The organism is Agromyces sp. GXS1127 (assembly GCF_050565425.1).
Lineage (GTDB): Bacteria > Actinomycetota > Actinomycetes > Actinomycetales > Microbacteriaceae > Agromyces.
In genome coordinates this window covers 155,415-178,009 of the sequence record NZ_JBOCIG010000008.1, presented here as the reverse complement: position 1 = coordinate 178,009, position 22,595 = coordinate 155,415, and the positions used below count along the sequence as shown (strand labels likewise).

The 22,595-nt window shown below is 72.4% G+C and carries 25 protein-coding genes and 2 tRNA genes; 10 read left to right on the top strand and 17 right to left on the bottom strand.

Going from position 1 to position 22,595, the window contains the following annotated elements:
• Positions 1-7: 7 nt before the first annotated feature.
• From pdxH to galU, 5 genes are all read right to left on the bottom strand, one after another.
• Positions 8-700, bottom strand: a complete 693-nt coding sequence (pdxH, locus tag ACQ393_RS15390; RefSeq protein ID WP_430647749.1) for a pyridoxamine 5'-phosphate oxidase — start codon at positions 698-700, stop codon at positions 8-10.
• Between the two features lie 67 nt (positions 701-767).
• Positions 768-843, bottom strand: a tRNA-Ala gene (locus ACQ393_RS15385).
• A gap of 50 nt (positions 844-893) precedes the next feature.
• The gene (locus ACQ393_RS15380) at positions 894-2,024 is read right to left on the bottom strand and encodes a hypothetical protein (RefSeq protein ID WP_430647748.1); all 1,131 of its coding nucleotides are present in this window, start codon (positions 2,022-2,024) and stop codon (positions 894-896) included.
• 52 nt (positions 2,025-2,076) lie between these two features.
• Positions 2,077-2,733 carry a GNAT family N-acetyltransferase gene (locus ACQ393_RS15375; protein WP_430647769.1) on the bottom strand — a complete coding sequence of 219 codons (657 nt, stop codon included), beginning with the start codon at positions 2,731-2,733 and terminating at the stop codon, positions 2,077-2,079.
• Between the two features lie 7 nt (positions 2,734-2,740).
• Positions 2,741-3,640: a UTP--glucose-1-phosphate uridylyltransferase GalU gene (gene galU, locus ACQ393_RS15370; protein WP_430647747.1), complete on the bottom strand. Its 900-nt coding sequence runs from the start codon at positions 3,638-3,640 to the stop codon at positions 2,741-2,743.
• Between the two features lie 62 nt (positions 3,641-3,702).
• Between galU and ACQ393_RS15365 the strand changes: the two genes are divergently transcribed.
• From ACQ393_RS15365 to mscL, 3 genes are read left to right on the top strand one after another with little or no spacing between them, the layout of a single operon-like run.
• Positions 3,703-4,281, top strand: coding sequence for a 5-formyltetrahydrofolate cyclo-ligase (locus ACQ393_RS15365; protein ID WP_430647746.1), 579 nt, complete (start codon positions 3,703-3,705; stop codon positions 4,279-4,281).
• A 50-nt stretch (positions 4,282-4,331) separates the two neighbouring features.
• On the top strand, positions 4,332-4,646 hold the full coding sequence (locus ACQ393_RS15360; protein ID WP_430647745.1) for an FmdB family zinc ribbon protein: 315 nt from the start codon (positions 4,332-4,334) through the stop codon (positions 4,644-4,646).
• 51 nt (positions 4,647-4,697) lie between these two features.
• Positions 4,698-5,138 (top strand): large conductance mechanosensitive channel protein MscL, encoded by a 441-nt coding sequence (gene mscL / locus ACQ393_RS15355; protein ID WP_430647744.1) that lies wholly within the window; start codon positions 4,698-4,700, stop codon positions 5,136-5,138.
• A 55-nt stretch (positions 5,139-5,193) separates the two neighbouring features.
• Here the strand turns inward: mscL and ACQ393_RS15350 are convergent, their stop codons facing one another.
• Complete coding sequence (locus ACQ393_RS15350; protein WP_430647743.1) at positions 5,194-5,451, bottom strand: hypothetical protein; 258 nt, start codon at positions 5,449-5,451, stop codon at positions 5,194-5,196.
• Entirely contained in the window at positions 5,448-9,212 is a 3,765-nt protein-coding gene (locus ACQ393_RS15345) for an AAA family ATPase (RefSeq protein WP_430647742.1), read from the bottom strand. The genes ACQ393_RS15350 and ACQ393_RS15345 overlap by 4 nt, the downstream gene beginning before the upstream one ends.
• Before the next feature lie 139 nt (positions 9,213-9,351).
• On the opposite strand from ACQ393_RS15345, the gene ACQ393_RS15340 reads away from it, so the two are divergent.
• Together ACQ393_RS15340 and ACQ393_RS15335 are read left to right on the top strand one after the other, a co-directional pair.
• Positions 9,352-9,660, top strand: coding sequence for a rhodanese-like domain-containing protein (locus tag ACQ393_RS15340; protein ID WP_430647741.1), 309 nt, complete (start codon positions 9,352-9,354; stop codon positions 9,658-9,660).
• Positions 9,657-9,950, top strand: a complete 294-nt coding sequence (locus ACQ393_RS15335) for a metal-sensitive transcriptional regulator (protein WP_430647740.1) — start codon at positions 9,657-9,659, stop codon at positions 9,948-9,950. The genes ACQ393_RS15340 and ACQ393_RS15335 overlap by 4 nt, the downstream gene beginning before the upstream one ends.
• Before the next feature lie 99 nt (positions 9,951-10,049).
• Here ACQ393_RS15335 and ald read toward each other — a convergent pair whose 3' ends face one another.
• Positions 10,050-11,150 (bottom strand): alanine dehydrogenase, encoded by a 1,101-nt coding sequence (gene ald / locus ACQ393_RS15330; RefSeq protein WP_430647739.1) that lies wholly within the window; start codon positions 11,148-11,150, stop codon positions 10,050-10,052.
• A 131-nt stretch (positions 11,151-11,281) separates the two neighbouring features.
• On the opposite strand from ald, the gene ACQ393_RS15325 reads away from it, so the two are divergent.
• Entirely contained in the window at positions 11,282-11,785 is a 504-nt protein-coding gene (locus ACQ393_RS15325; protein ID WP_430647738.1) for an Lrp/AsnC family transcriptional regulator, read from the top strand.
• A 69-nt stretch (positions 11,786-11,854) separates the two neighbouring features.
• Here ACQ393_RS15325 and ACQ393_RS15320 read toward each other — a convergent pair whose 3' ends face one another.
• Positions 11,855-12,922 carry an ATP-dependent DNA ligase gene (locus ACQ393_RS15320; protein ID WP_430647737.1) on the bottom strand — a complete coding sequence of 356 codons (1,068 nt, stop codon included), beginning with the start codon at positions 12,920-12,922 and terminating at the stop codon, positions 11,855-11,857.
• A gap of 186 nt (positions 12,923-13,108) precedes the next feature.
• Here ACQ393_RS15320 and ACQ393_RS15315 point away from each other — a divergent pair, with 186 nt between their 5' ends.
• The 3 genes from ACQ393_RS15315 (at position 13,109) to ACQ393_RS15305 (ending at position 13,974) form a co-directional block, all read left to right on the top strand.
• Positions 13,109-13,285, top strand: a complete 177-nt coding sequence (locus ACQ393_RS15315; protein ID WP_430647736.1) for a hypothetical protein — start codon at positions 13,109-13,111, stop codon at positions 13,283-13,285.
• Entirely contained in the window at positions 13,282-13,539 is a 258-nt protein-coding gene (locus tag ACQ393_RS15310; RefSeq protein WP_430647735.1) for a hypothetical protein, read from the top strand. Before ACQ393_RS15315 ends, ACQ393_RS15310 begins: the two co-directional genes overlap by 4 nt.
• Before the next feature lie 81 nt (positions 13,540-13,620).
• Entirely contained in the window at positions 13,621-13,974 is a 354-nt protein-coding gene (locus ACQ393_RS15305) for a hypothetical protein (RefSeq protein WP_430647734.1), read from the top strand.
• A 22-nt stretch (positions 13,975-13,996) separates the two neighbouring features.
• Here ACQ393_RS15305 and ACQ393_RS15300 read toward each other — a convergent pair whose 3' ends face one another.
• From ACQ393_RS15300 to ACQ393_RS15265, 8 genes are all read right to left on the bottom strand, one after another.
• Positions 13,997-14,266 carry a hypothetical protein gene (locus ACQ393_RS15300; protein ID WP_430647733.1) on the bottom strand — a complete coding sequence of 90 codons (270 nt, stop codon included), beginning with the start codon at positions 14,264-14,266 and terminating at the stop codon, positions 13,997-13,999.
• On the bottom strand, positions 14,263-14,598 hold the full coding sequence (locus ACQ393_RS15295; RefSeq protein WP_430647732.1) for an ATP-dependent DNA ligase: 336 nt from the start codon (positions 14,596-14,598) through the stop codon (positions 14,263-14,265). The genes ACQ393_RS15300 and ACQ393_RS15295 overlap by 4 nt, the downstream gene beginning before the upstream one ends.
• A gap of 139 nt (positions 14,599-14,737) precedes the next feature.
• Positions 14,738-16,420, bottom strand: a complete 1,683-nt coding sequence (pgi, locus tag ACQ393_RS15290; protein WP_430647731.1) for a glucose-6-phosphate isomerase — start codon at positions 16,418-16,420, stop codon at positions 14,738-14,740.
• Between the two features lie 81 nt (positions 16,421-16,501).
• A tRNA-Arg gene (locus ACQ393_RS15285) sits at positions 16,502-16,576 on the bottom strand.
• 333 nt (positions 16,577-16,909) lie between these two features.
• Positions 16,910-17,884, bottom strand: coding sequence for a CHAP domain-containing protein (locus ACQ393_RS15280; protein ID WP_430647730.1), 975 nt, complete (start codon positions 17,882-17,884; stop codon positions 16,910-16,912).
• Between the two features lie 755 nt (positions 17,885-18,639).
• Positions 18,640-19,137 (bottom strand): HNH endonuclease, encoded by a 498-nt coding sequence (locus ACQ393_RS15275; RefSeq protein ID WP_430647729.1) that lies wholly within the window; start codon positions 19,135-19,137, stop codon positions 18,640-18,642.
• A gap of 339 nt (positions 19,138-19,476) precedes the next feature.
• Positions 19,477-20,220 carry a C40 family peptidase gene (locus tag ACQ393_RS15270; RefSeq protein ID WP_430647728.1) on the bottom strand — a complete coding sequence of 248 codons (744 nt, stop codon included), beginning with the start codon at positions 20,218-20,220 and terminating at the stop codon, positions 19,477-19,479.
• Positions 20,221-20,633: 413 nt separating this feature from the next.
• Positions 20,634-21,326: a metal-dependent transcriptional regulator gene (locus ACQ393_RS15265; RefSeq protein ID WP_430647727.1), complete on the bottom strand. Its 693-nt coding sequence runs from the start codon at positions 21,324-21,326 to the stop codon at positions 20,634-20,636.
• Positions 21,327-21,475: 149 nt separating this feature from the next.
• Between ACQ393_RS15265 and serC the strand changes: the two genes are divergently transcribed.
• Positions 21,476-22,591, top strand: a complete 1,116-nt coding sequence (gene serC, locus ACQ393_RS15260; protein WP_430647726.1) for a phosphoserine transaminase — start codon at positions 21,476-21,478, stop codon at positions 22,589-22,591.
• Positions 22,592-22,595 lie beyond the last annotated feature (4 nt).

Below are 22,595 nucleotides of genomic sequence, written 5' to 3'. Positions count from 1 at the left end.
GGGCGCCCTACGGCTGCAGTCGCTCGAGGTGCCAACCGGCGGCCGCGTCCGCGCGGTCCCGCGTGAACACGAGCCGGTCGTGCAGGCGCGAGGTGCGCCCCTGCCAGAACTCGACGCGCCACGGGATCAGGCGGTAGCCGCCCCAGCGTTCTGGGCGTCGCACGTCGTCGACGCCGGCGTACTCCTCCTCGAGGTCGCGCACGCGCGCCTCGAGGTCGGCCCGCGACCCGATCGGCTGCGACTGCCGGCTCGCCGTCGCTGCGATGCGCGAGCCGTACGGCCGCGTCGCCCAATACGCATCCGACTCCTCGTCGTCGACCGGCACGACGTCGCCGCCGACGATCACCTGCCGGTGGATGAGGTACCACGGGAAGACCAGGCTCGCGGTGGGATGCGCCGCGAGAGCGCGACCCTTGCGCGACGAGCGGTCCGTGTAGAACACGAATCCGCGATCGTCGACGCCGCGGAGCAGCACCGTCCGGCTCGACGGGGTGCCCTCCGCGTCGATCGTGCCGAGCACCATGGCGTTGGGCTCGTACACGCCGCGCTCGTCGGCCTCGGCGAGCCACCGGTCGAACTGCACGAACGGATCCGCGGCGAGCTGCGACTCGTCGAGCCGCTCCGCGCCGTAGTCCTTCCTGCGGGCCAGGGCGTGCTCGACCGCCCGGTCGATCCGGTCGGGGTCGATCGCGTCGCTCATGCGACCAGCGTACGAGGCGACGACGAAGCCCCCGGGATCCGAGCGGATTCCGGGGGCTTCCTCAGGTTGGTGGACCCAGGGGGATTCGAACCCCCGACCTTCTCATTGCGAACGAGACGCGCTACCAACTGCGCCATGGGCCCGAGCCGTGAACGACTCTACCATCCTCCGTGGGGTGGTCCGGACCACCCGATCAGACGGCCGTCCGGCGGCGGCGCAGCACCTGGTCGAGGTCGCCCATGCCCGGCTCCGCGCCCTCGACGATGCCCATGCGGGCGTACGGGTTCGCAGGCTCGGACGCCGAGGCGGCCTGGCGTCGCGTCGCCGCGTCGCCGGCCGCCGGCATCGGGTCCTGCTCGGCGGATGCCGCGGGCGGACGCAGCACGGGAACCTGCGGCTCCATGCGCTCGGCGCGCTCCGCGAGTTCGGCCTCGTGGGTCGCGCGCTTCAGCTGCTCGGCCTCGGCGATCGACGCCATGACGCTCGCCGCGATCGTGCCACGTGAGAGGTGCAGCGGCTTCGGCAGCGGCTGCGGCGTCCAGCCGGGGGCGTCCTCGGCGGGCGACTCCTCCACGTCGATCGGCTCGAACGGCTCGGCCACCGGCAGCGGCGCGAGCGTCGCGACGGTGGGAGCCGGACGGCGACGTGCGAGCACCACGAGGCCGGTCATCGCCGTGAGGATCCCGCCTGCGCCGCCGATGGCGAGGAGCGCGGTGCCGCCGAAGGCGAGCACGATGAGCCCCGCGACGACCGCGATGAGCGAGGCGAGCAGCAGCAGCGAGCACATGGCGCGCCGGCGGCGCAGCGAGCGGCGATCGGCGACGGCGCGGCCAGCGGTCAACGGGGTCGCCGACGTGCCCGGCACCGCCGCGGCATCCGTCTCGACGGCGCGCGAGGCGGTGCGCAGCGCTGCGGCACGTTCGGCCGCCGCGCGCTCCGCCGCCGCGCGCTCCGCCGCCGCGCGCTCGGCGGCGGCACGCTCGGCACGCGCCGCGAGTTCGCGCTCGGCGGCCGCGGCGGCCTCCTCCGCGGCGATGCGCTCGGCGATCGCCAGGTTCTCCGCGGCCTGCGCCTCCAGTCGCGCGGCGAGCTCGTGCTCGTGCAGGATGCGCTCCTGCGCGGCGACGTCGCGGGCGGTCACGCCGACGCGGACCTCCTCGGGGGCCTCGGCGGTCTCCGCGAGGATCCGGAGGGTCTGCTGCAGGCGCACCGCGTTGCGCTCGGTCGCGAGGTACTGGCGCCGGCGCAGCCAGCTCGGGAGCAGGTAGGCGATCCACAGCGTCGCGGCAACCGCCACGAGTACGCCGCCGCCGATCGGATCCATGGCACCACGCTAGGTCACGGCGGGCTGCCGGTCCCACTCGCGGCGGGGCGTGTCAGCGATCCCCCACCCGAAGGGGGGTCCGGGCTGCCGCACGATCCGGCTCCGGGATCGCCGCCGCGTCCGTCGGCGCCCGTCCCTCGCGCCAGCGACGGAGGACGCCGCCGGGCACCTCCTCCGCGACGAGGGCGAAGGCGAAGTGGTCGCGCCAGTCGCCGTCGATGTGGATGAACCGGCGGCGCAGCCCCTCGTAGCGGAAGCCGAGCTTCTCGACCACCCGCAGCGACGGCGCATTCTCGGGGCGGATGCAGATCTCCATGCGGTGCAGGCGCAGCGTGCGGAAGCAGTGGTCGGTCGCGAGCGCGACGGCCGTGGGCGTGATGCCGCGCCCCGCGACCTCCTTCGCGACCCAGTAGCCGATCGAGGCGGACGCGAGCGACCCGTGCGTGATCGACGAGACGTTCAGCTGCCCGACGAGCTCGCCCTCCCACTCGAGCACGAACGGCAGGGCCGTGCCTGCGCGGGCGTGCGCGTTGAGGTTGCGGATGCTCGCACGCGCATCGATCACGGTTCCGCCGCCGGGGTACGTCGCCTCCCACCTGCGCAGCCAGGCGCGGTTGTCGAGCAGCACCCGTTCGAGCTGGCGCGCGTCGCGAACCCGGATCGGCCGGAGCGTCAGCGACCCGTCGACGAGGGTCGGAACGGATGCCACGGGCACGTCAGTCCCGTTCGAGCCCGGCGGCGAACTCGATCAGCCACGCCCGCAGGTCGGCTCCGAGGTCGTCGCGGTCGGAGGCCAGCTGGACCACGGCCTTGATGTAGTCGAGCTTGTCGCCGGTGTCGTAGCGACGACCCCGGAACACGACGCCGTAGACACCGCCCGTGCCCTCGACGTCGCCCGCCATCTCCATGAGGGCGTCCGTGAGCTGGATCTCGCCGCCCTTGCCCGGCTCCGTGCGGTGCAGCACCTCGAACACCTCGGGCTTGATGACGTAGCGCCCGATGACGGCGTAGTTCGACGGCGCGACCTCCTTGGCGGGCTTCTCGACGAGGCCGGTGATCCGGACGACGTCGGGGTCGTCGGTCGCCTCCACCTCGGCGGCACCGTAGAGGTGGATGCTGTCGGGGTCGACCTCGAGCAGGGCGACGATCGTCGCATCGCGCGCGACCTGCTCCTCGAGCATGCGCGTGAGCAGCACGTCGCGCGCGTCGATGATGTCGTCGCCGAGGAGCACGGCGAACGGCTCGTCGCCGACGTGCATCTCGGCGCGCAGCACCGCGTGGCCGAGTCCCTTCGGGTCGCCCTGACGGACGTAGTGCATCTGCGCGAGCTCGGTCGACTCGTTGACCTTCTGGAGCTTTGCGGTGTCGCCCTTCTGCTCGAGCGTGTACTCGAGTTCGGCGACGCGGTCGAAGTGGTTCTCGAGCGCGTTCTTGTTCCGGCCGGTGATCATGAGCACGTCGGTGAGGCCCGCGGAGACCGCCTCCTCGACGACGTACTGGATGGCGGGCTTGTCGACGACCGGCAGCATCTCCTTCGGCATCGCCTTCGTCGCGGGCAGGAAGCGTGTTCCCAGGCCGGCCGCGGGGATGACGGCCTTCGTGATCCGTTCAGTCATGGGCTTCAGCGTAGCCGTACGCGGTCGGCCCCGGCCCGACCCATCGTCCTAGGATGGCTGCCATGCCCGACGATCCGACCGTGGTCAAGCGGATCCTCCGCGCCGAGCTCCGCGAGCGCCGGCGGAACATGCCCGCGCACGAGCGCGAGCAGTCGACGGAGGGCTTCACCTCGCGGCTGCAGGAGCTCGTCGGCTCGACCGGGGCGACCTCGCTGTCGTGCTACCTCTCGATGCCCACCGAGCCCGACACGCGTCCCTTCGTGAACTGGGCCGAGGCGAACGGCATCCGGGTGCTGTTCCCCATCACGCGGGAGGACGGGCTCCTCGACTGGACGGTCGGCGAGGACGAGGCCGAGGTGACCGGGCTGCACGGCATGCCCGAGCCGGTCGGCGAGCTGCTCGGACCGATGGCGATCAACGACGTCGACCTCATCCTCGTCCCGGCCGCGGCGGTGGATGCCACGGGCATGCGCCTCGGCTGGGGACGCGGCTATTTCGACAAGACCCTCGGTTCGATGGGAAAATGTCCTCCGGTGTACGCGATCGTCTTCGACGGCGAGTTCGTCGAGGAGGTCCCGCGGGAGGTCCACGACCAGCCCGTGAACGGCGTCGTGACGCCCACGCGGATCGTCGCCTTCTGACCCGCACGACGTACCCCCGCACCCTCCACCGACGGACCACCGGAGCCACCATGCCCACCTATTCGTACCGCTGCACCGAGTGCGGCGAGGCCTTCGACATCCAGCAGGCCTTCACCGACCCGTCGCTGACCGAGTGCCCCGCGTGCAGCGGGCGCCTCCGCAAGCTCTACGGCTCGGTCGGCGTGACCTTCAACGGATCGGGCTTCTACCGCACCGACTCTCGCGCGGCGGCGAAGGGCGGCGCATCGGCCGAGTCCGGCTCGGGCTCGGGCGGGTCCTCCGGCGACTCGAGCTCGTCGTCGTCCGGTTCGTCCTCCTCGTCCTCGTCCGGTGCGTCGACGAGCTCGTCCACGACCGCCGCCTAGGGCCGCATCCGGTCCGGTCGGATCGCACCGTCAACGAAGGGGGCGCACCGCGTGCTCAAGGGATTCAAGGAGTTCATCCTCAGGGGGAACGTCATCGACCTCGCGGTCGCGGTCGTCATCGGCGCCGCGTTCACGGCGGTCGTGAACTCGATCGTGAACAACCTGTTCAACCCGCTGATCGGTGCGCTCTTCCGTGCCGACAGCCTCGACTCGGCGTTCGTCTGGGAGATCTCGACCACCGACGGCGAGATCGCCGAGGTGAAGTTCGGCGCGGTCCTCGGCGCCATCCTCACCTTCCTCATCGTCGCCGCAGTGGTCTACTTCGTCTTCGTGCTGCCGATGAACATCCTGAAGGAGCGCGCCGAGGCGCGCCGCCAGGCCGGCGAGCCGAAGGCCGAGGACCCGGAGACCGAGCTCACGGTCCTCGCCGAGATCCGCGACCTGCTCGCAGCCGATCGGCGGGGCGCCCCGGGCACCGGCCGCCCCGAGTGACCGGGCGGATCGACCACCCGCACGTCTGACTGCGGTCGCCGGGCGCCACGCGATCTCACCAGTGCGGCGGCCGCTCGCGCGTGATCCGCTCGTCCTCCGGGCGCGCGGGTCGCGCCGCGCCGTCCTCGGTCGCGTGGTGTGCGCCCGGCACGGCCGTCTCGGGTGACGGATCCGTCCCGGGGGCCGGCGTCAGGCGCGCGCGACGCGCGCCGCTCGCGCGCTCGACGCGTTGACGGGGGATCGCGTCATCTGCTCGTTCCGCGCGGTCGTCGCGCTCGGGCTCCCCGTCGTCGTGCGAGGCCGTGCCGGTCACGCGCTCGCGGCCTCCTCCTCGGCGGGCGGGGCGCCGCGCCCGAGCAGTGCGGCGACGCGTTCGGCGACCGACTCGGGATCGCCGAACAGCTCGAAGCTGTGCACGCGCAGGTAGTGCCATCCGAGCCGTCGGAGGACGTCGGGCCGAAGTCGCAGCGACTCACGGAGGCTCTGCCCGACGAGTGCCTGATCGGTCTCGACGACGACGGCCTTGCCGGCGTGCGCGGCGGCCAGCGAGAGGGTGTCGCGGTGCCCGACGCTGACGCGGATGCCGCGGCGCTCGAGGCGCGTCGCGAGGTCGACGAGCATCGGGTCGCCGCGCCCGCGATCGCGCAGCGCGTCCTTCTGCTCCTCGGTGTGCGAGAGCACGCTCGCGAGCGCCACGACGCCGTGGCGCTGGCGGTCGGCGTCGATGTCCTCGGGGCGGAAGGCGGTGACGATGTCCATCGAACGGCGCGCGCGCGTCATCGCGACGGCCAGCAGCCGCTCGCCGCCCGGTTCGCCGAGCGCCCCGAAGTTCGACAGGAGCCGGCCGTGCGGCGTGCGGCCGTACCCGATCGAGAACACCACGCGATCACGGCTCTGGGCGACGGCCTGCTCGAGCGTGAGCACCGTGAACGGCTCGGCGCGGTCGCGCAGGATGAAGTCGGACAGGTCGCTGCGCTTGGCGAACGCCGCGAGCACCGCCTGGTGCACGCGCGCCGCGTGACGCGCGCTCGCCGTGATGACCATCAGCGACTCGCGGGGACGCTTCACCGCGTGCTCCATGACGAGTTCGACGACTTTCGCGACCTCGGCATCGAGGCTCTCGACCGTCCCCGTCACCGGGTCGGGCAGTCCGTTGCCGCGCACGTAGTGCAGCCCGAGGCTGCCGTGGCCCAGGAAGCTCCCCGCCCACGGCATCGACACGATCCGCCCGCCGTAGAAGCGCCGGTTCACGAGTTCGGCCAGGTCCTCGCCGCCCGCACGGTAGCTGCGCGTGAGCGTCAGCGTCGGCAGGAGATCGGCCAGTCGCGCGAGCGCGGAGTCCGCGTGGAGCGCATCCACCCCGTGCTCGGGCGCCGGCCGCCCGCCGGCGTCGGGATCGGCCGGGATGGCGACCTCGAACCGCGTGGGCGTCTGCGTCACCGGGTCGCCGAAGGCGACCACCTGGTTCGCACGGCGGATGGCGCCGAGGTTCTCGGCGATGGTCGTGGCGCCGGCGTCGACGAGGAGGACCGCATCGAACCGGATCGCGTCGTCGATCTCCGGCACCTCGTACGGGGACGCGAGCCAGACGGGCGCGAGCAGGCGGAAGAGGTGGGGCGCCTCGCGATGCACTCGGTCGGGACGCACCCGATCGCCGCGCAGCATCCGCCGGAGCCGCTCCGCCTCCTCGGGCTCGTCGACGAGGGCGACGCGCCAGGCCTCGGCGAGGCGCCAGGCGAGGAGCGGGCCGGCCGCCGAGGCGTGCGCGTCGTCGACGAGCCGGAAGTCCGACTCGAGCCGGTCCAGCACGCTCGTGTTGGCGCCGAGCAGGGCCGGGTCGCCCGCGAGCATCGTCTCGAAGACCGACTGCCACCAGGCGAGCTCCAGCTCGGCCGCGACCTGCTGTTCCGGGACGTGACGCTTCGCGAGGTCGACGAGGAGCGGGTCGAGCCCCAGTCCCCGCAGCTTCTGCAGGAGGGCGGTGCGCTCCTGGAGGTTCAGGAGCACCTCGGACTCGGCCGCCAGTCCGACGAGCGTCGCCTCGAGGTCGCGCAGCGGCCGGGCGGCGAGGCGCTTCGGTGTGCCCGTGTACCCGAGCGGCGCGTCGAGCTCCTGCAGGTCCGCGGCGACCGTGTGGTACGCGACGTGCACGTCGTCGAGTCCGACGGGAACGGCGGGGACGGCGCCGGCCTCGGAGTACCGGTGCCAGAGGGTCCGCTGCTGCTGGATGCCGCGGAGCGCGGCGTTCAGGTCGCCGACGTGCACCCCGGGGCGGACGTACTCGAGCGCGAGGCGCTTCAGGCGGCGGCGGTTGGCGCCCGACATCCCGGTCTCGCGTCGCGGCGCGGTGGCGGCGATGAGTTCGCCCAGGGGACGGTCGTAGACCGAGGGGAGGAACTTGTCGAGGGTGTCGCGCACGTCGTGCAGCAGTCGGAGGAAGACGCCGAGCTCGGCGACCGACTCGAACTGGCGCAGCCGTGTCTGCCCGATGAGCGCGCGTGCGCGCTCGAGCAGGCGGGGCACGTCGGCCCCGCTCAGCCGCTTCGCGAGTTCGTGCGCGGCGGACGCCTCGTCCGAGGTCGCGAAGTCGGCGCCGTACCAGGGCGAGTCGCCCGGTCCGTACCGGAACTCGCCGAGCGTCGCGGCCCGGACGAGATCGACGGCCACCGCGTCGCGCCCCTCGGCGAGCGCGACGAGGGAGGCCCGATCCAGGCGCGCGGTGGTGTCGGGCGGCTCCGGCATCGATGCGAGCCCGGCGAGCGCGGTGAGCGCGTCGAGTACCGAGACGCCGAGCTCGCCGTCCTGCCGCGTGAGCGCGTGGCGATAGTCCAGCAGCACGCGGCGGAGGCGCACGAGTGCGTCGTCGATGTCGGCGATGCGCGGCTGCTCGGCCTTCTCGTTGCGCGTGATCGACTGGACGAGGTCGCGGCGCAGGCGGTCGGTGCGCACGGCCAGGCCGCCGAGGCCGACCTGTCCGAGCCGGTGCGCGATCCCGTCGAGACTCGCGCGGCGCGCACCGACGACGAGGACGCGCTTCTCGTTCGCCACCAGCGCGCCGATCGCGTTCACGATGGTCTGCGTCCCGCCGGTGCCCGGAAGCGTCTTCACCACGATCGAGTCGCCGCGCTCGATGCGGGCGATCACCTGCTCCTGCTCCGGGTCGGCATCGAGCAGGAGGCGGTCGGTCGACGGCGGCCGTTCGTCCTGCGGCACGATGCGCGGCGGTTCCTCGCGGCGCGACACCGCGGCGCGGGCGTTCGGGTTGCCGGCGATCGCGTCGATGACGGGGTGCTCGAGCCGCGAGGCATCCGCCCCCATCGACGGCCCGACCTCGGCGAAGGACGAGACCACGAGTCGCGGCGCGACGTGGAAGGACGGCAGGTGCGACGTCAGGCCGCGGAGCCGGTCGATCACGGGTTGGGGCTTGAAGACGCCGTTCGTGATGGCGAGCGCGACGAACGCGTCGGCGTCGAGGGTGATCTGGAACCGCTCGTGCAGCTCGCGCGCGAGCGCGGGATTGAGGAACGGCTGACCCTTGAGCTTCAACTCGAAGTCGCGACCGTACCGGCGGATCGCGAGCGGCCGGAGCAGCACCGGGGCGAGGAAGTCCTCGCCCGCCGACTGCCACGAGGCCAGGCCGATCGCGAGGTGGACCGACTCGATGCCCCGGACGGATCGGAGTTCGACGCCCTTCTGCGTGATCTCCGCCGCGGCGAGCCGGGCATTGCGCAGCGCGAGTTCGTCGCGGATCAGGCTCGAGAGCAGCGTCGACTTGCCGGTGATGAACTGCGGCAGCCCGCCGGGATGCGTGGTGGACAGTTCGATGCGGGTGCGCGGGGCATCGTCGAAGTGGATGAGCGGCGAGCGCCCGCCGAGATCGCGGAGCTCGGCGTGCCAGCGGCGCCAGCTCGGCTCCGCGATGTTGCCCGCGACGACGGAGGGGTCGCCGAGCGTGACCGCGTGAGGGGTCGCGGGGTCGCGTCCCGGGTCCGTCGACCCGGCACGCACGGCGGCATGGGTCTCGGTCCCGTCGTCGAGGAAGTCGTCCCCGTCGTTCCGATCGAGCCGTTGCACATCGACACCATACGGCGGACCGGCCGGATCCCCCGGAGCATCGCCGTGCCGTGCCGGATTTCATACCCGGCGGGTATTGATACCATGGGGGTATGCTGTTCATCCTCACCCCCCGCACGATCATCAGCCGGAGCAGCACATGAAGTCGATCACTCCCGCCGAGGCGCACGCCGTCGCCGACGCCTGGATCCTCGACGTCCGCGAGGACGCCGAGCTCACCCAGGCCCGCATCGAGGACGCCCGGCACATCCCGCTCGGCTCGCTCGTCGATCGCCTCGACGAGGTCCCGCGGGACCGCACCGTCTACGTGATGTGCCACGCCGGTGGCCGCAGCGCGCAGGCGACCCAGTACCTGTCGGCGCAGGGCGTCGACGCCGTGAACATCTCCGGCGGCATCACCGAGTGGTACCGGGCCGGACTCCCCATCACCCTCGGAGGTGCCGAATGACCACCGTCGTCAACGAGTCGACCACCGACGCGCAGCGCCGGATCGCCAACCGCCTGAAGCGAGCGCGCGGCCAGCTCAATGCCGTCATCGACGCCGTCGAATCGGGCGCCGACTGCCGCACGGTCGTCAACCAGCTCGCGGCGGTCTCGAGCGCGCTCGACCGCGCCGGCTTCGCCGTGATCTCGACGGCGATGCGCGACTGCGCGGCCGACCCCGACGGCAAGGTCGACGGCTCGGGCGGGCGACTCGACTTCGACGAGCTCGAGAAGCTGTTCCTCTCGCTCTCCTGACGACGCCGCCGCGCCCGGACGCCACGACGGCCGCCGCCCGATGCGATCGGGACGGCGGCCGTCGTGTGCTCACGGAGCGCCTGGTCGGGCACCCCGGCGTCAGACGAGGGAGGACAGCTCCAGTCCGTGCGCCTTCGCGACGCCCTCGTTGGTCAGCTTGCCGGCGGTGGCGTTGAGGCCCTTGGCCAGGGCGGGGTCGGCGGCGAGCGCGGCCTCCCAGCCGAGGTCGGCGATCTTCAGCGCGTACGGCAGCGTGGCGTTGGTGAGCGCCGGCGTCGAGGTCGCGGGCACTGCGCCGGGCATGTTCGCGACGCAGTAGTAGATCGCGTCGTGCACCCGGTAGGTCGGGTCGGCGTGCGTGGTCGCGCGTGAGCCCTCGAAGCAGCCGCCCTGGTCGATCGCGATGTCGACGAGCACGGCGCCGCGCTTCATCGTCGCGACCATCTCGTCGGTGACGACCTTGGGCGCGGCCGCGCCGGGAACGAGGACCGCGCCGATGACGAGGTCGGCGTCGCGCACCTGGCGGGCGGTCTCGTACGGCGAGGAGGCGAGGGTCGTGATGCGGTGCTCGTAGCGCGCGTCGAGCTCGCGGAGCTTGGGCAGCGAGATGTCCATGACGGTCACGTCGGCTCCCATGCCCATGGCGGTCGCCGCGGCCTGCTCGCCGGCGACGCCGCCGCCGATGACCAGGACCTTCGCGGGGGCCGTGCCGGGCACGCCGCCGAGGAGCACGCCGCGGCCGCCCTTCGACGCGTGCAGCGACGCCGCACCGACCTGCGGGGCGAGCCGGCCCGCGACCTCGCTCATCGGGGTGAGCAGCGGCAGCGATCGGTCGGGCAGCTGCACGGTCTCGTAGGCGATCGCCGTGACACCGGAGTCGAGGATGGCGCGCGTGAGCGGCAGGTCGGCCGCGAGGTGCAGGTAGGTGAACAGCGTGAGGTCCGCGCGAAGGAAGCGGTACTCCTGCTCGATGGGTTCCTTGACCTTCAGCACGAGCCCCGCGGCCCACGCCTCCTCGGCGGTCGCGACGATGTTCGCGCCCGCGGCGCGGTACTCGTCGTCGTGGTAGCCCGCTCCCTCGCCGGCACCGGCCTGGATGTCGACGCGGTGGCCGCGCAGCGAGAGCGCGTTCGCCCCCGCGGGCGTCATCGCGACGCGGAACTCGTTGTTCTTGATCTCTGCAGGCACGCCGACGTGCATGGGTACGCTCCGAATGCTGTGTGGATGAGTCCTTCCATGGTCGCCGCATATTCGCTCGTTGTGAAGACGTTCCGCATGATGTTCGGTACAATCGCGGCATCCGTCTCGAATGTTCGCACAGGAGCGCCGCCATGACCGATCTGCCGAAGTTCAGCGAACCCCCGCGCGCCGGGCTCGACGAGATCGACCGGCAGATCATCGCCCTGCTGCACGAGAACGCCCGGATCCCGAACGTCGACCTCGCGCGCGAGGTCGGCGTCTCCCCCTCCACGTGCCTCGCCCGCGTCCGCTCGCTCCGCGAGCGCGGCGTCATCACGCGCTACACCGCCGAGATCAACCCGGCGGCCCTCGGCTTCACCCTGCAGGCGCTCGTGTCCGTGCGCATCCGCCCCGGCGCCCGGCACCTCATGGAGCAGATCTCCGACGAACTGCGTCGGGAGCCCGAGGTGGCCCAGCTCTTCTTCCTCGGCGGGAGCGAGGACTTCCTCATCCACGTCCGCGTCCGCGACAGCGAGCACGTGCGCCAGTTCGTGCTGAAGAACCTCTCGGCGAACCCGGCCGTCGCGCTCACGGAGACCAACCTCGTGTTCGAGCACCACACGGCCGACTCGGCGGGCCTGCGCGCTGTGCTGTGAACGGCGACGACGGATGCCGCGGGGCCCGGGCTCCGCGGGCGCGGGCAGCCCGCCGCGGCGGGCGCGGTCTCAGCGCGACACCGGGAGGATCTCCCCCAGGTCGAGCCCCGCCGGCGCCTCGAGCTGCTCGTACGTGCAGCTCTCGGGCATGCGGTCGGTGCGCCAGCGGCGGAACTGGGCGGTGTGGCGGAAGCGATCGCCCTCCATGTGGTCGTACGCGACCTCGACGACCAGCTCAGGGCGCAGCGGGACGAACGAAAGGTCCTTCCCGGCGCTCCACCGGCTGACCGCGCCGGGCATGCGGCCGGTGCGATGCGCCTCCTGGTCGGCCCACTCCCCCCACGGATGCCGCGACAGGTCCTCCTCGACGTACGGCGCGAGCGTCTCGACGAGCTCGCGTCGCTTCGCCATCGGGAACGAGGCGGCGACGCCGACGTGTCGGAGACGCCCGTCGTCGTCGTAGAGCCCCAGCAGCAGCGACCCGACGATGCCGCCCGCCTTGTGCCAGCGGTAGCCCGCGACCACGCAGTCGGCCGTGCGCTCGTGCTTGATCTTGAACATCGCCCGCTTGTCCGGCAGGTAGGGGCCGTCGAGCGGCTTCGCCACGACGCCGTCGAGTCCGGCCCCCTCGAACCGCGCGAACCAGTCCGCCGCCTCGGCGAGGTCGGCGGTCGCCGGCGTCACGAACACCGGGTCGGATGCCTCGGCGAGCGCCGCTTCGAGCATCGACCGCCGCTCGGAGAACGGCCGGCCGGTGAGGTCGTCGTCACCGAGGGCGAGCAGGTCGAACGCGACGAACGACGCCGGCGTCTGCTCCGCGAGCAGCTTCACCCGACTCACCGCCGGATGGATGCGCTGCTGCAGCGCGTCGAAGTCGAGCCGGCCGTCACGGACCAGGACGATCTCGCCATCGACCACGCACCGCTCCGGCAGGTTGCGCCGGACTGCCTCGACCACCTCGGGGAAGTACCGGGTCATGGGGCGCTCGTTGCGGCTGCCCAGCTCGACCTCGTCGCCGTCGCGGAACACGATCGTGCGGAAGCCGTCCCACTTCGGTTCGACGTGCCCGACATCGGGGATCGCCTTCACCGACTTCGCGAGCATCGGCTTGACGGGCGGCATCACCGGCAGGTCCATCCGCCCATCATGCTCCTCGCCCCCGACACGCGCACCTCTCGAACGAGGGGCGCACGCGCCATCCGCTCGGGTAGCACCGCGCTTCCGAGGGGTCAAGGGCCTGCACGCCGACCGCACCGCCACGTAGCCTCGGAAATCGGAGTCGCGCTCGGGGGCGCGCGAAACCACGAAGGGGTGAGGTGGACCATGTCCGAACAGGAGGGCCACAGGCCCGACACCGCAGGGGTGGAGGACGACCGCGTCGCGGACGCGGCGGTCGATGAGGTCGAACGTCGGGCACGCGCGCAGGAGGACGCCGACGCCGAAGAGCGCGTCGCGGTGCGCGACGACGACGGCGGGATCACCGAGGAGCGGGCGCAATGAGCTCCGTCATCGACCGACCCGGGCACGAGACCGCGCTGCTGCCGTCCATCGGCGTGTGGTGGCCGATGCTCGAGGCACCGCTGCAGCGCGAGATCCTCGAGCAGCCGACCGCGCCGCTGCGGGCGTCGGTCGTGCGACGCATCCTCGAACTGTGCGAACTGGACGATCGACCGGTGCCGCGCTCCGGGGTCCGGCTCGATGCGAACGAGCGCGCCTACCTGGCGGGCTGGACGCACGCCACCGACTGGAGCTGACCCGGAACGCCGATGAGACCACGTCCCGTGCGACGGCGCAAGCCGTTGAACCGGCCCGATCGCGCCCGGTAGACCTGAGCCATGGAGCGGATCCACTACGCGGGCGGCGAGCTGCTGACCGGAAGCGAGATCGCTGCGGCGGTCATCGACTACGCCGCGGCGCTCGCGTCGCAGCACTCCGCCGCCTCGATCGACATCCCGGTGCGGGCCCATGACGGCACGATCGCGCGGGCGCAGCTCCTCATCGGACCGGCGAGCCAGTTGCTGAGCGAGGACGTCGAGACCGTCGAGGACGACGAGCTGGAGGACGAGGAACTCGTCTCCAGGCTGCGGGCTGCCACGACCGCGCTGTCCTCCGTGCGGCCGGTGATCGGCGAGACCGGCGCCATCGTCGAGGACGACGCCGACGACCTGGAGTGGCCGCCGATCCGGTGACGATCGGCCTCGCGGCTGCGGATCAGGCGCCGTCGAGCGCGTCGTCGTCCGCCCGCCCCTCGCCGTGGCCCTCGGGGTACGGGTCGTCGGCCGGGATCGGCACGATGCTCACGGGGATGCCCGGTCCGACGAGCAGTTCCGCCGGCTGCGGACGGCCCTCGCCGAAGTTCACGACGATCCACTCGGCGACGCCGCGCTCGTGAGCTCGATCGATGGAGGCCTTGATCGCCTCGACGTCGGCCTCGCCGACCGAGTACTGGGCGCCGTCGTACATGATGTTGACCCGCTTCACGCGTCATGCCCCCCGTTCGCGTCGGCCACGACCCTCGTCTCCGGCTCGGGCACGAGGACGAGCCCGCCGGGCGAGTTCGCCGTCGCCATGAGCGCGTCGACCCACGCCCGGTTGATCGAGGGCTGCCGACCGCCGGCGTACTTGAACAGCAGCGGGATGCGCGGATGCATCCAGAGGGTGCTTCGGCCGTCGCCGATGGCCGGGTCGTCGCGCCAGCTGAAGTAGAACGACTCCCCTCGGCGGAGCTTCGCCCCGATCACGAGCTGCAGGTGCGCCAGCACGCGATCGTCGAAGTCGACGCCGAGCGTCGAGTCGTACGTCAGCTTCCCCACGTCCACCTCCGTCGCCACTGCTCTCCGGATTCCTCGGAGCCGTATTCCTCGGAGCCGCGCATGGCTGGGCACCAGCGTAGTCTCGAGAGACTTCCCGGAACAGGGGTTGCCACGAAGCGGTCCGGTCGCCTCCGGAGCCTCACCTGCGGCGGTGCGAACGGTAGTACTCGAGCAGCGAGCGGGTGGAGGCATCCTGCGCCGCCAGCGCCGTCTCGTCGCCCTCGATGGCGGGCGCGATCTGCATCGCGAGCTGCTTGCCGAGCTCGACCCCCCATTGGTCGAAGGAATTGATGCCCCACACGACGCCCTGCGTGAACGTGATGTGCTCGTACAGCGCGATGAGCTGGCCGAGCACCGACGGCGTGAGCGCCGGCGCGAAGATGGAGGTCGTCGGGCGATCGCCCTCGAAGGTGCGGGCGGCGACGAGCGCACCCGTCGTACCCTCGGCCTCGACCTCCTCGGCGGTCTTGCCGAACGCGAGCGCCTTCGTCTGCGCGAGGAAGTTCGCGAGGAAGAGCCCGTGCACGTCGCGGCCGTCGTCGTCGAGCGGGTACGCGGGGTTGACGAATGCGATGAAGTCGGCGGGGATCAGCCGCGTGCCCTGGTGGATCAGCTGGTAGAACGCGTGCTGGCCGTTCGTGCCCGGTTCGCCCCAGAACACCTCGCCCGTCGTGGTCGTCACGGGCGAGCCGTCCCAGCGGACCGACTTGCCGTTCGATTCCATCGTGAGCTGCTGCAGGTAGGCGGGGAATCGGTGCAGCTGCTGGGCGTAGGGCAGGACGGCGTGCGACTGCGATCCGAGGAAGTTCGTGTACCAGACGTTGAGGAGGCCCATCAGGATCGGCACGTTGCGCTCGAGCGGAGTCGTGCGGACGTGCTCGTCGACCGCGTGGAAGCCGGCGAGGAGCTCGCGGAACACGTCGGGGCCGAGCTCGATCGCGAGCGACAGCCCGATCGCCGAGTCGACCGAGTAGCGCCCGCCGACCCAGTCCCAGAACCCGAACGCGTTCTGCGGGTCGATGCCGAACTCGGCGACCCGGTCGAGCGCGGTCGAGACGGCGACGAAGTGGTGGGCGACCGCATCGGCGGCGGATGCCTCGTCGTCGCCGATCGCGCCCGAGGCCCGCAGCCCGGCCCAGAGCCAGTCGCGCGCGAGCCGCGCGTTGGTGAGCGTCTCGAGGGTCGTGAAGGTCTTCGACGCGACGATGAAGAGCGTCGTCTCGGGGTCGAGGTCGGCCGTCTTCTGCGCGAGGTCGGTCGGATCGATGTTCGAGACGAAGCGGGCGGTGATGCCGGCGTCGGCATAGGGCTTCAGGGCCTCGGAGACCATGACCGGACCCAGGTCGGAGCCGCCGATGCCGATGTTCACGACGTGTTCGACACGCTTGCCGGTCACGCCGAGCCAGCCGCCCGAGCGCACGCGGTCGGCGAACGCCGTCATCCGATCGAGCACCTCGTGGACGTCGCGGTCGACCTCCTGGCCGTCGACCACGAGGGCCGGCTCGGCGCCCTTCGGGCGGCGCAGGGCGGTGTGCAGCACTGCGCGGTCCTCGGTGGTGTTGATGTGCTCGCCCGAGAGCATCGCGGCGTAGCGCTCCGCCACGCCCGTCTGCTCGGCGAGCCGCACGAGCGAGGCTGCGATCTCGTCGGTGACGAGGTTCTTCGACAGGTCGACGTGCAGGTCGGCGAGCTGCAGGCTCAGGCGTCCGACACGGCCGGGGTCGGCCTCGAACCAGGCGCGGAGGTCGGGGGCGAAGGACGCCCGCAGCGCCTCGAGTTCGGACCAGGCGGCGGTGGCAGTGGGATCGATCGGCGTGCTCACCCGCCCACGCTACCGCCCTCGTGCGAGCGCCGTGAAGCCGTGCGACGCCGAGCTACGGCTCGGATGGATGCGCCACCCGCGTGGTGCCCCTGGAGGGACTCGAACCCCCAACCCTCTCCTTAGGACGGAGCTGCTCTTCCATTGAGCTACAGAGGCTGACCGGTCGAGTCTAGCGGTCGCACGGGAGGGCGTTCCGCCGCGTCGCCCACTCGGGCGGAGCGGCGGAGGAGACCGGGCGCGGCTCAGTTGTAGCCGAGCACCACGATCGCCGAGGTCGACGGGGCGAGCTCGTCGACGAACCCGTTCTCGTCGAACCGGTTGTCGTCTGCTGGCTGCGTCATCGCGGTCACCTTGCTTCTCTGGCGGGGAGGGAAGCCTCAGGCTATCGGCCGGACGCCGGAGCGGTCATTGTCCGGAACGTCCAAGTTCAGGGCCCGGTTTCGCCATGTTGTCGCCTGCGTCGCACGTCCGGGCGAACGCCGCCTCGCGTCAGGCGGGCGGGTAGAGGTAGAGGGCCTCGCCGATGGGGATGGTCCGCACGTGGTACGAGTGGTCGGAGTTCCAGTTGTACTCCTCGATCGTGACCGTTCCGTCGCCGTTCACCGACTGCACGTAGGCGACGTGGTTGTAGGGGAACCACGCGACCGCGCCGACGACCGGCTCGCTGCTCGTCGGCCACCCCTTGGCGGCCCACTCGTCGGCCCACTTCCAGGCACTGCCGGAGGCGAGGTTGCTCCAGTCCCACTTCCACGGCGCTCCGGTCACGCCGGCGTCGCGGTTCAGGCGCCACGCCACGAAGTCGACGCACTCGCGGTAGTAGTAGCGCAGCGGGGAAAGGCCGCCGCCGTAGTCGTCCGGCGTCTCGTACCACCATGGGTAGTCGTCGCCCTCGGCCTGCTGCGTGACGATCGCGTACTCGCCGGTGCCGCGCGAGGCGAGCTCGGCCTCCCACGCCGCGCGCTCCGCCGCCGCGGCCTCGGCCGCCGCCGCGTCGATCTCCGCCTTGGTCGTGACGGAGAAGGTGTCGCTCGACATCGCAGCGCCTGCGGCCCGGTCGGAGACCTCGAGCGCCTGCGCCTCGGCGACCGAGAGGCTGAACTTCGTCGGCGCGCCCCCGGGCAGGTGCCCCCCGGGGAGGAAGGCGTAGGCCGGGAGGGCGACGGTGCCCACCAACGCGGGGACGAGGAGGACCGTCGCCGCGACCCGCATGGGGCCGTTCCGCCGTGCCACCGGGCCGGTCGACCGCCGGCCCGTGGGCGACGCGGTGCGCGACCCGGCGGCGGACGCCGATCCCGACGTGCTTCGCCGCCGCCCGCGCGACCCGGCGGCGGTGAGGGACCGGGTCGACGCGTTCCGGTCGGTCGCCGGCGCGAGCACCCGTGCCTCCGACACCGGAGCGGTGGTCGCGACGGCGGCGGCGGCGGTCGGGATCGCCGCGGGGTCGGCCTGGACGGCAGCCGGCACGGGGATGGCCTCGGGGAACGGCGCACGCCGCGCCACCTGGCCGGCGGAGGCTCCGCGTGCCGGCGCGGTCCCGGACGGCACCGGTGCCGACGGCACGCGGCCGGTCGTCGCGGACGGCACGCGACCGATCGGTGCGGCGTCGGAGGACACGCGGCCGGACGACACGGGCGCGGCCGGCACGCGGCCGGACGGTCCCGGGCCGACCGGGACCCGGGGCGCCGTGGACGGCTCTGCGTCGGGACGACGGGCGGGGGCGGGCGCCGCCGGCGGCGTGAACCGACCCGGTTCGCGTCGCGCCTGCTCGGGCTGCGGGCGACCCGCGTTCGCCGGCTTCGTGTACAGCTCCGGCCGCGGAGTCGAGGGCGACGCGGTCTCGCGGAGCGAGGACCGGTCGCGGAGGCGCTCGCCGGTTCGCGGGGCCGTCCCGTCGGCCGGGCGTTCGCGGTCGGCACGCCGGCCCGTCGCCGGCGGAGCGGCATCCGTCCACGGCGTCACGTGGTGCTGCGGCCCGGGCGCCGGGCTCGGCGACCCGTCGGCGGGCGCCGGTCGGCGTCGCGGCCGCAGGCTCGGGGGCTGGCCGTGCGAGTCGTCACCGTACAAGGGTCGTGAACCTCCGGGTCCCGCGCCGCCGTCAGGGGGGAGCGACGCGGGGGTGTTTCGGGTCTCCGGAGCCGGGGGTGCTCCGGACTCGTCCACCCTACGGCACCGCCGGAGCGGTTGTCACGATGCCCGATCCCGGCGCGTCGACGTCTCCGCTACGCGGCGCGTTCGAGGAAGTCGCTCCACTGCGGCAGCGGCCGTTCGAACCCGCGCACCACCCAGCCCCGGCCGTGCGGCATGCGCGGCGTGATCCGGAGCGTCCAGCCCATCTCGGCGGGCGTGTGGTCGCCCTTGGAGTTGTTGCATCGGAGGCAGCAGGCCACGAGGTTCTCCCACGTGTCCCGCCCGCCCCGCGAGCGCGGCAGGACGTGGTCGATCGTGCCGGCGGACTTGCCGCAGTAGGCGCACCGGTGCTCATCGCGCCGCAGGACCCCGCGCCGGCTGACCGGCACCTGGTGCACTCGGGGTGTCCGCACGTACCGGGTCAGCAGGATGACGCTGGGCCGGACCCAGTCGCTGCTCGTGCCGTGGACCGGATTCTCCTCGTCGTGCAGGATGACGGTGGCCTTCTCGTTCATGACGAGCAGGAGGGCGCGCTTGAAGGAGACGACCGCGAGGGGTTCATATCCGGCGTTGAGCACGAGGGTGCGCATGGGGTGCCTTTCGATCGGTGCTGGATGGCTTCCAGCCGCGTGAAGGGAAGGACGACCCGGATGCCGCGGGGCGCGCGGAACCGCCCCGGAGACGCGAAACGGGCACCGTCATGAAGACAGTGCCCGTCGGCATCCCGGCGCGGTCGCGACTCGGCTGACTACTGCGCCGCTGGTCGTAGAGCACGCGCGCACCCGCGGAATGGGTGCTGCTGCGCGGACCGACCATCGGACTTCCCCTACCCGGTATCGAGATCGTCAGGATCCAAGGCTACGACAGGAATGGCGTGCCGGGTCCTCCCGGCACGCCATTCGAGACACGCTTCACACGCTGTTCACACGTCAGATCCGCACGATCCAGTAGTCGCTGGTCCAGATCGGCTGGGTTCGCACGACCGTGCCCTCGTACGGAGCGTGGAGGATCATGCCGTTGCCGGCGTAGAACCCGATGTGCCCGCTCATGACCACGAGGTCGCCGGGGACGGCCTCGGAGACGGGGATCTGCGTGCCGGCCGCGCCCTGCGCGGAGGACGAGTGCGGAAGGCTGATGCCGAACTGCGCGTAGACGTACTGGACGAGGCCGGAGCAGTCGAATCCGGCCGGCGTCGCGCCGCCGTAGACGTACGGGACGCCGAGGTACTGCTGCGCGACCGAGAAGACACTGGCGGGATCGGCGGAGCCGTAGACGGCGGCCGGGGTGTACTCGCTCGCCGCGGCGGCGTACGAGGTCATCTCCTCGGCGGCGGCCTGGCGGGCGGCCTCGGCGGCGGCGGCCGCCTCCTCGGCGGCGCGCTTGGCCTCCTCCGCGGCGCGGATCTCCTCGCCGGTGACGGCGTCGTAGCCGTCCTCGGAGATCGGCGCGGCGATGACGTCCTCGGCGACCTGGACGTCCTGCGGTGCCGCCTTGGTGAGCTGCGTCGCCGCGGTGGCACCGAACTCGATGCCGTCGGTGCCCGGCGCGAACGCGTACGCGGGGATGGCGAGCGTGCCCACGAGACCGGCGGCCACGGACATGACCATCACGTTCTTCGCGCTGCCGCGGCGGAGGCGGCGACCGAGCGAGTCCCGCTGGACCTTGGCCTGCACGGCGGCATCCGTCGCCGGCGCAGGAGCTGCCGGCGTGCCCGGCGTCGCGCGCCGGACGAGGGCGGTTCCGGTCCTGGGCTTGGGGGAGGTGATCGCGCCGGAACGGCGCCGGGGGAATCGAGCCAAAACGTGTCCTCCGCCCCACGGGGCCTGAGCTCCGTCTCACCTGTGCGCCGGGGGGCGCCTCACGGGTATCGGGGCCGAGCGGTGAGCGCGGGAGGCGTCTCGACCCTGTTCCTCCGGCTGGCTTGTCGCCGGCGGACTCGAACGACAATACGCGAGAGGTCGTCGATTGTCACATTTCGATCACGGTGCGCCGGAATCCGCGGTCGCCGACCACCTCGACGGACGGAACCGATGCCCTTCCGCACCCGGCGCCGCGCCCGCGCCCGCGCGCGGCGGCGTCCGGCGCCTCAGTCCCCGATGAAGAGGTGCCCGGCCAGCTCGGCGGGCAGCTCGAGCCGGTCGTCGCGCCCCTCGACGGAGACGACCACGACGGCGCCCTCCCGGCGAAGGGAGACCCGCGTGCCGGGCAGCACCCCCGCGGCCTTCAGCCGGGCGAGCAGTTCGGGTTCGAACTGCGCCGGCTCGGCGAGACGACGGATCACGCCCTCGGCCGAGCCGCTGCCCTCGTCGAGCGCGGTGAGCACGTTGCGGACGCCCTGCATGAACGGCGCCGCCGGCTCCACCCCGAGCTCCTCGAGGCCGGGGATGGGGTTGCCGTAGGGCGAGTGGGTCGGCTGCCCGAGGATCTCGACGAGGCGTCGCTCCACGTGCTCGCTCATGACGTGCTCCCAGCGGCACGCCTCCTCGTGGACGTACTCCCAATCGAGCCCGATCACGTCGGCGAGCAGTCGCTCGGCGAGGCGGTGCTTGCGCATGACGTGGACGGCCTTCTGGCGGCCGTCGGCCGTGAGCTCGAGGTGGCGGTCGCCGGAGACGACGACGAGCCCGTCGCGTTCCATCCGCGCGACGGTCTGCGACACGGTGGGCCCGGAGTGCCCGAGGCGCTCCGAGATGCGGGCGCGCAGCGGCACGATGCCCTCCTCCTCGAGGTCGAGGATGGTGCGCAGGTACATCTCGGTCGTGTCGATGAGGTCGGTCAACTCGCTCCTCCTCGGCCGTCGGGCGCCTCGTGCATCAGCACAGCCTACTGGCCGCGCCCGACATGCCGCCGAGCACCGGTGGACGTCGCGAACCCCCGAGGCGACGTCATCCGCCGCCATGGCGAACGGGCCGCGCCTAAGATCGGACCATGCCTGAGCTCGTGATCCCCTCGTCGCTCCTGCCCGCCGACGGCCGCTTCGGCTGCGGACCGTCCAAGGTGCGCCCCGAGCAGCTCGCGCACCTCGCCGAGGTCGGCCCCCGCCTGCTCGGCACCTCGCACCGCCAGGCCCCGGTGAAGCAGCTCGTGGGGCGGGTGCGGCAGGGCATCGCCGACCTCTACTCGCTGCCCGAGGGGTACGAGGTCGTGCTCGGCAACGGCGGCTCGACGGCGTTCTGGGATGCCGCGGCGTTCGGCCTCATCGAACGCCGCGCGCAGCTCTGCTCCTTCGGCGAGTTCGGTGCGAAGTTCGCCAAGGCGGCGGCCGCACCGTGGCTCGAGGCTCCGGACGTCCGGAAGGCCGAGCCCGGCACCCGCGTCGGCGCCGAGCCGCTCGAGGGCGTCGACGTCTACGGCTGGCCCCAGAACGAGACCTCGACGGGGGTCCAGGCGCCGGTCCGCCGCGTGCGCGGCGACGAGGGCGCGCTCACGGTCGTCGACGCCACGAGCGCCGCGGGCGGAGCGTTCGCCGATCCGGCGGAGTTCGACGTCCTCTACTTCGCGCCGCAGAAGAACTTCGCCTCCGACGGCGGACTCTGGTTCGCGATCGTGTCGCCCGCCGCCGTCGATCGCATCGAGCGGATCGCGGCATCCGACCGCTACATCCCCGAATTCCTGTCGCTGAAGAACGCGGTCGACAACTCGCGCCTCGACCAGACACTGAACACCCCCGCGCTCGCGACGCTGCTGCTCCTCGAGAGCCAGCTCGAGTGGATGAACGCCTCGGGCGGCCTCGCCTGGGCCGACGCGCGCACGCGCGAGTCCTCCGGCATCCTCTACGACTGGGCCGCCCGCACGTCGGTCGCGACCCCGTTCGTCGCCGACCCGGACCACCGTTCGCAGGTGGTCGTCACGATCGACTTCGACGAGACGACGGATGCCGCGGCGCTCGCGAAGACGCTCCGGGCCAACGGCGTCGTGGACACCGAGCCCTACCGCAAGCTCGGCCGCAACCAGCTCCGCGTGGCGACGTTCACCGCGATCGAGCCCGACGACGTCCGCGCGCTCACCGCGTCGCTCGACTGGGTGCTCGAACGCAACGGATAGGGTG

What these genes read in the sequence shown, in the direction of transcription:
- serC (WP_430647726.1), top strand. Translation starts at nt 21,476, where the DNA reads ATGCCTGAGCTCGTGATCCCCTCGTCGCTCCTGCCCGCCGACGGCCGC.
- ACQ393_RS15335 (WP_430647740.1), top strand. Translation starts at nt 9,657, where the DNA reads ATGACCACCGTCGTCAACGAGTCGACCACCGACGCGCAGCGCCGGATC.
- ACQ393_RS15340 (WP_430647741.1), top strand. Translation starts at nt 9,352, where the DNA reads ATGAAGTCGATCACTCCCGCCGAGGCGCACGCCGTCGCCGACGCCTGG.
- ACQ393_RS15360 (WP_430647745.1), top strand. Translation starts at nt 4,332, where the DNA reads ATGCCCACCTATTCGTACCGCTGCACCGAGTGCGGCGAGGCCTTCGAC.
- ACQ393_RS15305 (WP_430647734.1), top strand. Translation starts at nt 13,621, where the DNA reads ATGGAGCGGATCCACTACGCGGGCGGCGAGCTGCTGACCGGAAGCGAG.
- ACQ393_RS15365 (WP_430647746.1), top strand. Translation starts at nt 3,703, where the DNA reads ATGCCCGACGATCCGACCGTGGTCAAGCGGATCCTCCGCGCCGAGCTC.
- pdxH (WP_430647749.1), bottom strand. Translation starts at nt 700, where the DNA reads ATGAGCGACGCGATCGACCCCGACCGGATCGACCGGGCGGTCGAGCAC.
- galU (WP_430647747.1), bottom strand. Translation starts at nt 3,640, where the DNA reads ATGACTGAACGGATCACGAAGGCCGTCATCCCCGCGGCCGGCCTGGGA.
- ACQ393_RS15310 (WP_430647735.1), top strand. Translation starts at nt 13,282, where the DNA reads ATGAGCTCCGTCATCGACCGACCCGGGCACGAGACCGCGCTGCTGCCG.
- ACQ393_RS15315 (WP_430647736.1), top strand. Translation starts at nt 13,109, where the DNA reads ATGTCCGAACAGGAGGGCCACAGGCCCGACACCGCAGGGGTGGAGGAC.
- ACQ393_RS15275 (WP_430647729.1), bottom strand. Translation starts at nt 19,137, where the DNA reads ATGCGCACCCTCGTGCTCAACGCCGGATATGAACCCCTCGCGGTCGTC.
- ald (WP_430647739.1), bottom strand. Translation starts at nt 11,150, where the DNA reads ATGCACGTCGGCGTGCCTGCAGAGATCAAGAACAACGAGTTCCGCGTC.
- ACQ393_RS15320 (WP_430647737.1), bottom strand. Translation starts at nt 12,922, where the DNA reads ATGGACCTGCCGGTGATGCCGCCCGTCAAGCCGATGCTCGCGAAGTCG.
- ACQ393_RS15325 (WP_430647738.1), top strand. Translation starts at nt 11,282, where the DNA reads ATGACCGATCTGCCGAAGTTCAGCGAACCCCCGCGCGCCGGGCTCGAC.
- ACQ393_RS15380 (WP_430647748.1), bottom strand. Translation starts at nt 2,024, where the DNA reads ATGGATCCGATCGGCGGCGGCGTACTCGTGGCGGTTGCCGCGACGCTG.